At 73.0% G+C, this 12,343-nt stretch carries 5 protein-coding genes; 1 reads left to right on the top strand and 4 read right to left on the bottom strand.

The genetic code is table 11. The features are described from left to right. Positions 1–15: 15 nt before the first annotated feature. Together OG393_RS04685 and OG393_RS04690 are read right to left on the bottom strand one after the other, a co-directional pair. Positions 16–1,725 (bottom strand): ABC transporter ATP-binding protein, encoded by a 1,710-nt coding sequence (locus OG393_RS04685; RefSeq protein ID WP_327373298.1) that lies wholly within the window; start codon positions 1,723–1,725, stop codon positions 16–18. Continuing rightward, a complete protein-coding gene (locus OG393_RS04690; protein WP_327373299.1) occupies positions 1,725–3,563 on the bottom strand; it encodes an ABC transporter ATP-binding protein in 1,839 nt (612 codons plus the stop codon). Before OG393_RS04690 ends, OG393_RS04685 begins: the two co-directional genes overlap by 1 nt. 292 nt (positions 3,564–3,855) lie before the next feature. Between OG393_RS04690 and OG393_RS04695 the strand changes: the two genes are divergently transcribed. After that, positions 3,856–5,460, top strand: coding sequence for a B12-binding domain-containing radical SAM protein (locus OG393_RS04695; RefSeq protein WP_327373300.1), 1,605 nt, complete (start codon positions 3,856–3,858; stop codon positions 5,458–5,460). A 138-nt stretch (positions 5,461–5,598) separates the two neighbouring features. Here OG393_RS04695 and OG393_RS04700 read toward each other — a convergent pair whose 3' ends face one another. Continuing rightward, the gene (locus tag OG393_RS04700; RefSeq protein WP_327373301.1) at positions 5,599–6,783 is read right to left on the bottom strand and encodes a saccharopine dehydrogenase NADP-binding domain-containing protein; all 1,185 of its coding nucleotides are present in this window, start codon (positions 6,781–6,783) and stop codon (positions 5,599–5,601) included. Beyond that, the gene (locus OG393_RS04705; RefSeq protein ID WP_327373302.1) at positions 6,780–12,269 is read right to left on the bottom strand and encodes a non-ribosomal peptide synthetase; all 5,490 of its coding nucleotides are present in this window, start codon (positions 12,267–12,269) and stop codon (positions 6,780–6,782) included. Before OG393_RS04705 ends, OG393_RS04700 begins: the two co-directional genes overlap by 4 nt. Between the last annotated feature and the right edge of the window lie 74 nt (positions 12,270–12,343).

Here is a 12,343-nt window from a genome sequence, read left to right on the forward strand (position 1 = left end):
ATCCTCATGCTGCCTTCACACCGCGGCGGGCGCCGCGATGCGCCGGAACTCGGCGTAGCGGCCTCCGTGCCGCAGGAGTTCCTCGTGGGTGCCCTGTTCGACGATCCTGCCGTCCTCCAGGAAGACGATCAGATCGGCTTGTTCGACGGTGCGCAGACGATGGGCGACCATGAGGGTGGTCCTGCCCACCATGAGCCGGTCCAGTCCCTCCTGGACCGCTGCCTCGCTCACCGGGTCGAGGGCCGAGGTCGCCTCGTCGAGGAGCAGGACGGGGGCGTCCTTGAGCAGGGCCCGTGCGATGGAGACCCGCTGGCGTTCACCGCCGGACAGCGCGGTGCCGCCTTCGCCGACCTGGGTGTCCCAGCCGTCGGGCAGCCGGTCCACCACCTCGTCCAGGCAGGCCGCGGCGGCGGCTCCGCGGACTTCCTCCGCGGTGGCGTCGGGGCGGCCGACGCGGACGTTGTCCTCGATGGTGCCCTCGAAGAGGTAGACGTCCTGGAAGACGACGGAGAGGCCGGCCATCAGCCGTTCGGTCTCGATCTGCCGGACGTCCACGCCGCCGAGGCGCACGGAGCCCGCGTCGACGTCGTGGAAGCGCGCCACGATCTGCAGCAGGGTGCTCTTCCCCGCCCCGGAGGAACCGACGACGGCGACCCGCTGCCCCTCCCGAACGTCCAGGGAGAGGTCGTCGAGGACCAGGCGGTCGCCGCGCCGGAAGGACACGGAGTCGAGCGTGACGCCGTGGTGGGTGGGCAGCCGGGGCTTCTCGGCCTGCGGCAGCGGGGGTTCGGTGAGCACGGCGTGGATGCGCTCCAGTTCGCCGCGGGAGGCGCGCATGATGCCGCCGAGGTCGGCGAGGGACAGCAGCGGGTCGACACAGCGGGCCGCCAGGACCATGATCGCGAGCAGTTCGACGGCGCCGAGGTCGCCGCCCAGCGCGAGATGGACGCCGAGGGCGAGCACGGCGGTGAAGACGACCTGGACGGAGAAGGTGAGGCCGAGCATGCCCGGTACCCCGCTGAGTGCGGCCCGCCTGCTGGTGCGCCACTGTGCGTTCAGGGCGTCGTCGAGCAGGGCGAAGCGCTCGCCCGTGCGGCCTCCGGCGCGCAGCACGGGCTGGGCGCGGACGTACTCGACGACACGGCCGGCGGCGGCGTCGCTGCTCTGGGCGCGCTCCGCGTCCTGGCGGGCGGTCGCCCGCGAGGTCCAGCGCTGCACGCCGACGATGAGCGGCGCGGCGACGAGTCCGGCCAGCGCGAGGCGCCAGTCGAAGAAGAACAGCGCCACGACCATGGACAGCGGGATCAGCGTGGCGTTGATCAGCGGGCGCAGCCGGTGCGCCGGTACCGACATGACACCCATGACGCTGCGGCTGGTGAGGCCGGAGACGTCGCCTACCCGGCCGGGGGTGAACCAGCCGAGCGGCAGGGCGGCCAGGTGGTCGCCGAGGCGGTGGTGCAGTCCGCGGGAGAGCTCGCCGCCGGTGCGGAAGCCCGAGGTGTCGCTGAGGTAGCCGAGCACCGAGGTGACGGCCACGGCCACGGCGAAGGCGGCGAGCCAGGGCCAGGCGGCGCCGGTGTCACCGTCGAGGAGGGCGCTCAGCAGGGGGATGAGCAGCGCGTACGACAGTCCTTCGAAGACCGCGCACACCGACATGAGGGCGAGGGTGCGGCGCAGGGGACCGGAGTGCCGCTCTCCCAGGACGCGCAGCAGCAGCCTGATCATCAGTGGTTCTCCTTCTCCTGGCCCGCGCGGGCGTGCTGGGCACGCCACATGGCGGCGAACGTGCCGTTCATCCGCATCAGTTCGTGGTGGTCGCCGCTCTCGACGACGCGTCCGCCCTCCATGACCACGATCCGGTCGGCGCGTACGACGGTCTCCAGCCGGTGGGCGATCACGAGCTGGGTGCGGCCGCGCGCCAGCGTCTCCAGGGCCGCCCGGATCTCGGCCTCCGTCTTGGCGTCGGCGAAGGACATCGCCTCGTCGAGGACGAGCACGGGCGCGTCGATGAGCAGGGCCCGGGCGATGGACAGTCGCTGCGCCTCGCCGCCGGAGAGGCCGATGTCCTCGCCGATCACCGAGTCGTAGCCGCGGGGCATGGACCGGACGCGTTCGTGGATGCCGGCGGCGCGCGCGGCCCGTTCGACGTCGGAGCGGTCGGCGTCCGGGACGGCCAGGGCGATGTTGTCGGCGATGCTCGCGCGCAGCAGCCGGACGTCCTGGAGGACGAAGGAGACGGTGCGGTACAGCCGCGCGCTCGCGATGTCGCGTGCGTCGACGCCGCCGATCAGCACGGCCCCACTGGTCGGGTCGGCGAAGCGGGGGACCAGTTGCGCGAGGGTGGACTTGCCGGCGCCGGACGGTCCGACGAGCGCGGTGACCGTGCCGGGTTCGAGCGTCAGATCGACGCCGTCGAGGACGGGGCGGCCCGCGTCGTAGCGGAATCCGACGCCGCGGAACTCCACGCGGTGACCGGCCGGTTCGGACGGGCGTGTCGGCTCGGGCAGGGGTGGCACATGGAGCATCGCCCGGATCCGTTCGGCGGACGCCTCGGCGGCGCGGACGTTGTCGAGGCCGTGGCCGAGGGCGGCGATGGGAGCGGTGAGTGCGACGGCCAGCAGGGGGAACGGCAGCAGGTCGGCGGGCGGCATGGCGTCCGCCGCGATCAGGACCGTACCGCCGGCGCAGACCAGCAGGAGGACGAACGGCGGGGAGAGCACCAGCGCGGCCAGGGAGGCGAGGCCGGCGGCGCCCGCCACGTAGCGCAGGAAGAAGTCGGCGAAGTCGTCGGCGGCCTTGCGGTAGCGCTGGTGGGCTCGTCCGCCGCCACCGAAGGTCTTGACGACGGAGATACCTTCGACGAACTCCACGGAGGCGGCGCCGATGCGCCCCATGGCCTCGCCCATCCTGCGCCCCTCGTTCTGGCGTTCCTCGGTCATCAGCGCGCGGTGCAGCAGGAGGCCGAGCAGGACCGGGATCAGGGCGACGAGCGTGAGTCGCCAGTCCACCCAGGCCAGGTAGCCGAGCGAGGCGAGCGGCACGACGACGGCGGAGGTGGCTTCCACCGGCGCGTGGGCGATCAGGTGGTGGAGCTGGTCGACGTCGCCCTGCACGACGCCGTTGATCTCGCCGGAGCTGTGGCGCGAGTACCAGCCGAGCGGCACCTTGCCCAGGCGTTGTGCGAGCAGCCGTCGCAGGGTGAGCTGGAGCCTGCCGTCGACCAGGTGCGCGATACCGCCCGAGGCGGCGGCGAGGACGACCCGGACGAGCAGGCCGGCGACGCCGATCCAGACGGCGGTCCAGGCGGCGGCGGGGTCGGCGGGGCCCGGGGCCAGCAGCACCCGGCCGAGTTCCACCACCGCGATCAGCGGCGCGAGTCCGGCGAGCGAGCTGACGATCTGGAGGGCGAGGACGGCGACGATGCCTGCGCGGTAGGGGCGGAGCAACCGCAGGAGCACCTGCCTGGGTGTCGCGTCCGTACCGGGCGGATCGCTCTCGGCACCTCCGTCACCGACCGCCTCCCGGCTTTCGGCACGGCTGTGCAGACCCTCTGCCGTGGCCATGGGGTTCCCCACCTCTCAGGCGCGACCGTCCGGCCCGCGGACGTGGTCGCGCGACCACGGGCGGACGGCAAGATCCGTGAATAACGAGACATAACTTTACACGTATAAGAACCGGTGTCGCAACCGCCTCGGCACACGCCCGCGCGCCCGCTCCGACACCCCTCCCACCACTCCTACCAGGCTTTTCCCCTATGGAGATTCCACCCAGACGATGCCCAGGAGAAGGCTGGAAGGATCGTCGACAACCCCTGCCAGGGGCAGTACACGACAATCCCAACGGGAGCGGGTACGCGTGCGCTTTCTACTTCTGAGCGGGCTCGGGCCCGCCAACATGAATTCGCCCTATCTCGAGGGCTCGCTCTTCGCGGCCGAGCCCCCCGAGCGCGCCAGGGAGATGCTGCGGCGGGCCGGGAGCCCGGACCTCGCGCTCGGCCGGCTCGCCTTCACCCAGTCCGGCACGGAGTACGCGCTGCTGCGGCCCCGCGCGGACACGGCCCCCCACCTGACCACCGTCACCCTGCTGTCCATCCTGGAGAACAGCGGCCACGACTTCGAGCGCGTCGACCTGGAGGACGTCTGGGAGGGCCGCGCGAAGGCCCCGACCGGCGACGTGGACTACGTCCTGCTGTCGACCACGTACATCTGGAACGGCCCGATCCTCGGCGCCGCCGTGGCCTGGGTCCGGCAGAACCTGCCCGGCACCGCGATCGTGACGGGCGGGCAGTTCACCAACCTGAAGTTCATGTCCGCGCTGCGCGACCACTCCGAGATCGTCGCCGTGGTGCGCGGCGACGGCGAGGTCGCGCTGCCCCGGACCCTGGACGCGCTGTCCGGCCGCGGCGACCTGAGCACGGTGCCCAATCTGGTGTGGCGCGACGGAGACGACATCCGCATCAATCCGACGGAATACGTCGACATCGACGAATTCCCCTCGCCACTCGTCATCGGCAAACAGGCGATCGTCCCGTACGAGTCCATGCGGGGCTGTCCCTTCGACTGCAAATTCTGTTCCTTTCCGGCCGCCTCCCCGAAATGGCGTTACAAGTCGGCCGAGAAGATCCGCGACGACTGGATCGCCTACGCGGAACGGAACGCCGCGGACTCCATCTCGGCCATGGACTCGACCTTCACCATTCCGCCGACCCGCCTGCGCCGGCTCCTGGAGATCCTTCCGGGCTCGGGAGTACCCAGGTGGGAGGGGTTCAGCCGGGCCAACACCATCAACTCGGCCGAGCTGGTCGCGGGACTCGAGGCCGCGCACTGCTTCCAGTTGCACATCGGGTTCGAGTCGATGAACGACGCCACGCTCAAACGGATGAGCAAGCGGGTCTCGGTCAAGCAGAACCGCCGCGCGATCGAACTCCTCAGCGAGGGCGGGCTCTCGTACTACGGCCTCTTCATCTGCGGATACCCCGGGGAGAACCCGGAGATGTTCCAGGACACCCAGGACTACCTGCTGCACGAGTACTCCGGGCACTTCTCGCTCTCCAAGTTCTCCATCACCGACGAGACGATGCCGCTGTGGCAGGACCGGGAGGAGCTCCGCATCGTCGCGGACGACCCGACCGACCCCGCCTCCCCCTGGTCGCACATCGGCATGGACAGCGCCGAGGCCGCACGGCTCCAGAAGGAGACCCTGGACAAGGTCCGGCTCACCAACGACAAGGCGGTCCTCAGCCTCTGGCAGCACGACTACCAGCACTGGCTGATGCCCAGGAACGACCACACGACCAACATCGCGGTGGAGAAGTGCCTGGAGCGGATGGCCATGGCACCCGTCGACCACACCGACCTCGACGAGGGAGCCGCCGTCGTCCGGGACAACCTGCGCCGGCTGAACGACCTCGGCGTCGGACTCGCCCCGCCCGGACGTCCCCTGGCGTGCGATCCGGCCTGATGCCCACCGGTTCGACCGGCGCACGGCGACGCGGGCGGACCTCCATCCGCCCGCGTCGCCGTGCGCGGCGTTCCCGCGGCGCTCAGAGCCTGTCGGCCGGGTGTCCTCCGGCCCGGTCAGAGACCACCTGACGGGCTCTCAGAGCACGCCCTCCTCCATCCCTCCGGACGCCGGGCGCCCTCCGACGGCCTCCTTCGCCGGCGCGTCCTCGCAGACGGTGACGACGGTGCCGGGCAGGTACCGCCGCAGCGCGTCCGTGACCGGCCCGGCCCGCAGCACGGACGCCGCCCGGTGGACACCGGCCCCGATCCGGCCGAACGCCACCTCCCGGGCCGCGACCGCGCCGACCACGCCCGTCATCGCCGACCCGTCATCGCCGCGGATCAGCACGGTGCGCCGGACCGGCGCCCGCGCGGACCCCGCCGGTTCCAGGGACTCCAGCACGCCCCACAGCACGTGGTAGGGAGTCCGCCCCAGCGCGTCGAGGGTGCTGGCCCGCACCACCGCTTCGGCCTGGGCGTCCAGGCTCCCCGCCCGGTCGCCGCAGGCCCGGGAGCGGTTCAGCGCGTCGAGCAGGTGACGGCCGTCGAAGGCGTTGTACCAGCGCGCCTCGGCCAGCCCCAGCGCCCGCGCCTGGGCCACCAGCTCGCGGGTCAGATACGGGTGCGCGGTGACCGGGTGCGGGACTCCCGCCACCGTGTGCTCCTCGGCGCCCCGCAGGGCGCCCGGCACCACCCGGCCGTCCCGCCACTGGGCCCGCGGCGTTCCGTAGCCGCGGTCCATGCTCAGCAGGTAGTCCGTCGCGCCGGTCCGGGTGAAGGCACCGAGCGAGACGTACAGGCCGGTGAACCGGGCCGCGCCCGGGACGATCCGGGTGGCACGGCCCGCGGTCCCCGGCCGCCACTCCGTCAGGAGGCGGGGCAGCAGACCCGACAGCCCGGGGGCGATCCCGGCCGACAGCACCGCCGTACGTTCTCCGGCCGGCGCCGCGCCGTCTTCCGAACCGTCCATCACGTCCACATAGCGGGCCCCGGCGCCGGCCGCCGCCCGCCGGGGGCGGCCGGCCAGCAGATAGGCGGGTCCCGCGCAGTTGAGGAGGACGTCGCAGCCGTGGGCGAACCGCGCGAGGGCGCCGTCGTCCAGGGCGTCGACCGCCCGCCCTTCCGCCGAGCCCGGGAGGGCGGCGGCACACCGGGCCGCCGCTCCGGGGTCACGGCCACCGATCCGCAGGCGGAACCCGCTGTCGGCCAGGACGCGGGCGGCGGCCCCGCCGACCGCTCCGTAGCCGCCGAGGACACCGATCAGGGGCGGGGCGCCGGTCACTCTTCCTCCCGCGCGAGCAGCGCCCGCGCCACGGAGCGGGCGTGCGGCGGCTGCATGCAGCTGAAGTGGTCGCCGGGCACGTCCACGATGCGCAGCCGCTCACCGCAGACCCGCTGCCAGTACTCCGTCATGTCGTCGTGCATGCCGGGGAATATCTCCGCCTCGCCGGTCTGGCGCACGAAGGTCGCCGGGACGGCGCAGGGGGTCGGCTCGTGAGAGGCGACGGACACCAGACTGTGCCGGACGATACGGAAGAGCCGTGAGATGCGTTCCTCGGACCGCAGTGCGGCGTCCTCCGCGGGCATGGCGGCGCCGATGGCGCGCAGGCGTTCCTCCTGGGGACGCGCGGCGAGGGCGCGGAACGCCAGCAGGGCCTCGCGCCCCGCCTCGGACAGGGTGTCGGGCGAGCGGCCGGCCAGGCTGCCCGGGGGCACCGTGTTCCCGTGTTCGGCGGTGGCCGCCTCGACGAGTTCGCGTGTCGCCGCCTCGTCCTCGGGATAGCCGAGGGCGACCGGGTCGGCCCGCATGAGCCGCGCGAAGATGTACTCGGCGAGCAGATCGTCCTCCACCAGGTAGGGCACCCGGTAACTGCTGATGACGGTCAGTCCGGTCACCTCCACGCCCGCGGCCGACAGCCGACGCGCGAGTTCGGGGACCAGCAGTCCGCCCATGCAGTACCCCACGAGATGCACCCGCCGGAGCCCCTCGGCGAGGAGTGCCTCGGCATGCCGGTCGGCGAGCTCGTCCACCTGGGTGCGCGGGTCGGCCTTCAGGAACGCGTCGATGTCGTCGACGACGAGCGCGGCCAGCGGCACCTGCTGGGCGAGTTCGCGGATCACGCCCCGGTACGGGATCACGGTGCCGGTGCCGTCGTGCACGAGGATCCGGGGCACCGTGTCCGGCGCGTCGGCCGGCGCGCCGCTGATCGGGACGAACGGGGAGGCGGGGCCGGCGCCGGCCGGGCCGGCCAGGTTCTCCCCCGGTACGGCCAGGTGCGCCGCGAGCGCGGCCACCGTCGGCCGGTTCATCACCAGACGCAGCAGGTCGTCCCAGGCGAGGACGGCGGCCTCGGCGAGCTGCTCGCGCATGGTGGTCACCAGCCGGGCCACCAGCAGCGAGTCGCCTCCGAGGTCGAAGAAGTTGGCGTCGCGGCCGACAGTGGTCACCGGCAGCACGTCCGTCCACAGGGCGGCGAGCCGCTGTTCCATGCCCTCGTGCGGCGCGTCGCCGCCTTCGTCGACCCGGCCGCGCGCGGCGGAGGCCGTCCAGGCGTCCAGCCGGGCACGGTCGATCTTGCCGTTGCCGGTGAGCGGAACCCGGTCCACGATCTGGAGTTCACCCGGGATCATGTAGCCGGGCAGCCGGTCCGCGAGGTGGTCGAGCAGTGCCTCGGGGCTCAGCCGTGCCCGGTCGGACTTGAACCGGGACGCGAAGACGTGCTGGCCGACCCGGTCGAGCGCGGTTCCCTCCTCGGGGAGGCAGACGGCCACCTCGGCGCCGGCGGACTCCAGCATCCTCAGCCACTGCTCGCGGCCGAAGAAGGTCTGGCCGGTGTGCCTGCGCTCGTCCTCGAAGCCGTGCAGCCCGGCGTTGAACTCCATCGACGTCATGACGTGGTAGGCGTCGCGAGTGGCCTCGATGAAGACCAGCCAGCCGCCGGGGGCGAGGAGTTCGCGCAGCCCGGCCAGCACCCGCTCGGCGTGCACGGCGTTGTGGAGCACGTTCGCCAGCAGGATCACGTCGAAGGAGTTCGGGGCGAGGCCCTGGGTCCGGTAGTCCCGGTTGAGGTCGAACAGGCCGTAGCGGACCCAGGGATGGGCGCGGAAGCGTTCCTCGGCCGCGGTGAGGAAGAAGTGGGAGAGATCGGTGAAGAGGTAGTCGACGCCGAGCCCTTCGAGCGCCGGGACCAGCTCGGTACTGGTGCCGCCGACACCCGCGCCGATCTCGAGGAGCCGGAGCGGTCCGGGTCCGGGGTGTTCCCGGGCGATCCGCTGGAGCGAGGCCACCACGGCCGCGTTGTTGTGCCGGCTGATCAGGTTGTCGCGGTAGGCGGCCTCGGCGGTGTCCAGGCGCCCTTCGGGGAAGAGCAGGGTCTTGAGGTCGATCTCGTTGCGCAGCAGCGGTGCGAGGTGCTGTTCGGACACCCGGTGGTAGCGCACGAGTTCGGCACCCCAGCGGATGCGCGGTTCGAGGGCGTCGATCCGGCGCAGCACCTCGTCGTGCCGTTCCCGGGTGTCCTCGCGCAGATCGCGGTAGCGGCCGGTGTCGGGGTCCTGGGTCACCCGCCCCTCGTGCTCCAGCGCGGTGAGCCAGCGCTGTGCCAGGTAGTGGTTCTCGGGGGCCGCCCCGGTGGCCTGGAGGACCTCGTCCAGGGTGTGTTCGGCGGTGGGGGACGGGAAGAGGCCGCAGGACCGGAAGAGGGCGGCCATCGACTGGAGGGCGGACACGTCGAGCAGGTCGACCATCTCGGTGACCTCGGCGTCCTCGATGCCGCGCGCGGTGGCGGCGCCGCCGGCAGCCGCGGTGTCCCGGAGCAGTGCGGGCGGGGCGGGGGGCTCGGCCCGGCCGGACTCGGCGAAGGCGACCAGACGGCGGGCGCCGCCCTCGCCCTGGACCGTGGCCGCGGCCAGCTCCACGGCGGGGTGGCTCTGCAGCGCGGCCTCCACCTCGGCGAGCTCGACCCGGTGCCCGTTGAGCTTGACCTGCCGGTCCAGCCGGCCCAGGAACTCGATGGTGCCGTCGTCGAGACGGCGCCCCATGTCGCCCGTGCGGTAGAGCCGTTCGCCGGTGACGGGGTGGATGACGAAGCGTTCGGCGGTGCGTTCGGCGTCGCCGAGGTAGCCGAGGGCGAGGCCGGCTCCCGCGATGTGGAGCTCGCCGGTGACGTGGGCGGGGCATTCGCGCATCCGTCCGTCCAGGACGTGGAAGCGCTGGTTGGCCAGCGGCTTGCCGTACGGGATGCTGCGCAGGGCCGGGTCGACCTCGGTGACGGGGTGGCAGATCGACCAGATCGCCGCCTCCGTGGCCCCGCCGAGGCTGATGACCTCGAGGCCGGGTATCCGGCGCCGGACGGCGTCGGGCAGCGTGACGGGGAGCCAGTCGCCGGACAGCAGGGCCAGCCGCGGGCGGGGGACGTCGGCCGCGGGCAGGCCGCGGAGGTACTCCTCCAGCATCTGCATCTGCGCGGGTACGGAGTTCCACACCGTGACGGCGTGGTCGGACAGCAGGGCCGCCCAGTGGGCGGGGTCGCCCCGGTGCGCCGGGTCGGGCAGGACGAGGGCGCCGCCGACCGCGAGGGGGCCGAAGACATCGTAGACGGAGAGGTCGAATCCGAGCTGGGCGAGTCCGAGTACCCGGTCGTCGGCGGTCACCCCGAAGCGGGCGTTGACGTCGTCCACGGTGTTGCGGGCGGCGGCGTGGCTGATCATCACGCCCTTGGGCGTGCCGGTGGAGCCCGAGGTGTAGATGACGTACGCCAGGTCCTCGGGTGCCGCGCGGGGGGCGGGTTCCCGGCCGTTGGCGTCCGGGGCCGCGGGGTCCAGGGTGTCGACGGCGACGGCGGGCGGGCCGCCGGGCCGGCCGAGGGCGGGCGCGAGCCACGACTGGGTGAGGACGAGGCGGGCCTCGGCGTCCGCGAGGACGGCGTCCCGGCGCAGGGCGGGCTGGGTGGTGTCCACCGGCAGGTAGGCGCAGCCGGCGAGCAGGACGCCCAGCGCGGCGGCGACCTGCTCCCAGCCCTTGTCCATCACGATGCCCACGCGTTCGCCGGGCCGGCAGCCGGCGTCCGTGACGGCGGCTGCCACCGCGCGCGCGTGGGCGAGGAGTTCGCCGTATCCGAGCGTACGGGTGGGGGTCACGACCGCGGTGCGGTCCGGGGTGCGCGCGGCCTGGGCGACGACCGCGTCGTGCAGGAGTCCCGCCGGGTGGGGGGCCGCCGTGTCGTTGGCGCGCGTCACACGGGCCGTCTGCCCGGCGGGGAGGGCGACGGGGTCGGTGTGCCGCCACGTGGTGGCGCCGTCGACGAGGCGTTCCACGAGGTCCGCGAAGGCGGCGAACATGTCGTCGGCGACGCCGTCGGGGAGGACGCCGTCCCGGACGTCCCAGTGGGCGAGGAGTCCGCCTCCGTCCTCCATGATCTGGCAGTCGATCCACACCTGGGGTGTCTGGGTGATGCCGTGGACCAGTTCGCCGTCCGGCATCAGCGGGGGCGCGGGCTCCGCTCCGACGCCGCTGACGGTGCTGGTGAAGGTGACGGGGAGCAGTGCCTCGGCGCGGCCCCGGCGGCGGGCGATCTCCCGCAGGACCTCCACGCCCGAGCAGAGCCGGTGGTCCATGTCCTCCCAGAGTCTGGCCTGCGTGCCGCGGGTGCGGTCGAGGAGTGTCGCGCCCTCGTCGAGGTCGACGGCGAGCAGGCTGGTGGAGCTGAAGTCGCCGATGACACGGTCGGTGTCGGGGTGCAGGGGGAGGCGGTTCTGCACGGTGAGGCTGAGGGTGAAGCGGGGGCTGCGACTCCAGCGGCCGATGGTCTCGGCGAAGGACTGGAGCAGGACTCCCGAGGCGGTCACGCCGGCCTCGGCGGCACGGCGGCCGAGGGTCCGCCACTGTTCGGGGGTCAGGCGCAGTCCGTGCCGGGTGAAGTGCGGTGGGGCGGCGAGCGAGTCGGTCCGCAGCGGCAGGTCGGGGGCGGGCGGCAGGTCGTCGACGCGGTCCCACCAGTAGGCGCGGTCGCGCTGGTGGCGGGTGCCCTCGCGGGCGCGGGCGGCGGCCAGGACGTAGTCGCGGAAGGTGATCTCCGGCGGCTCGGGCCGCCGGGTGCCGGCGCAGATCTCGTTGAGTTCGGTGAGCAGCAGGCGGATGCTGACGTAGTCGCAGACGAGGAGGTCGACGGCGACGTGCAGGAGTGTGGCACGGTCGGTGCGGGTGACCCGGAGGTCGAACAGCGGCCACTGGTCCGTGGGCCGTACCTGGTGCGACATCTCGGCGCGGGTGGCTTCCAGGGCGCCGGTGCGGGTGTCGGTGTCCGCGTCCCTCAGGTCCTCGCGCCGGACGTGGTAGTGCGGGACCTCGGGGAGTACCCGCTGGTGGCCTTCGGCGGAGACGACGGCCCGCAGCATCGGGTGCCTGCGTATCAGTTCGTTCCATGCCTCCTCGATCCGGTCGGCGCCCCAGTGCGGGAGGGCCAGTTCCAGGTAGCCGTGGCAGGCCACGCCGCCGTAGTCGAACGCCTCGCTTCGGCCCAGCAGGTAGGCGGCCTGGACGTCGGTGAGCGGGAACGGCTCGTGGGCCGCGTCCGGGTCCGCGACGGCGGCGGGGCCGTGCTCGCGGTCGCGCAGCAGGGCGAGTACCGCGTCCCGGTGGGTCTTCAGGGTGTCCAGCCGTTCCGGCGTCATCACCCCCTGGGGAGCGCGGTAGCGCAGCCGGCCGTCCTCCTCGTACATCGTCACACCGAGCGCGCTCAGCTCGGCCACGAACTCCCCAGCATTCACGATCCGTTGCCCTTTCTCGGCGTCCTGTACCCCACAGCGGCCATGAGACGCCTGACAGCCTCACCCATCGCCCC

This window comes from Streptomyces sp. NBC_01216 (genome assembly GCF_035994945.1).
In the GTDB taxonomy this organism is placed as follows: Bacteria; Actinomycetota; Actinomycetes; order Streptomycetales; family Streptomycetaceae; genus Streptomyces.

What these genes read in the sequence shown, in the direction of transcription:
- OG393_RS04685 (WP_327373298.1), bottom strand. Translation starts at nt 1,725, where the DNA reads ATGATCAGGCTGCTGCTGCGCGTCCTGGGAGAGCGGCACTCCGGTCCC.
- OG393_RS04690 (WP_327373299.1), bottom strand. Translation starts at nt 3,563, where the DNA reads ATGGCCACGGCAGAGGGTCTGCACAGCCGTGCCGAAAGCCGGGAGGCG.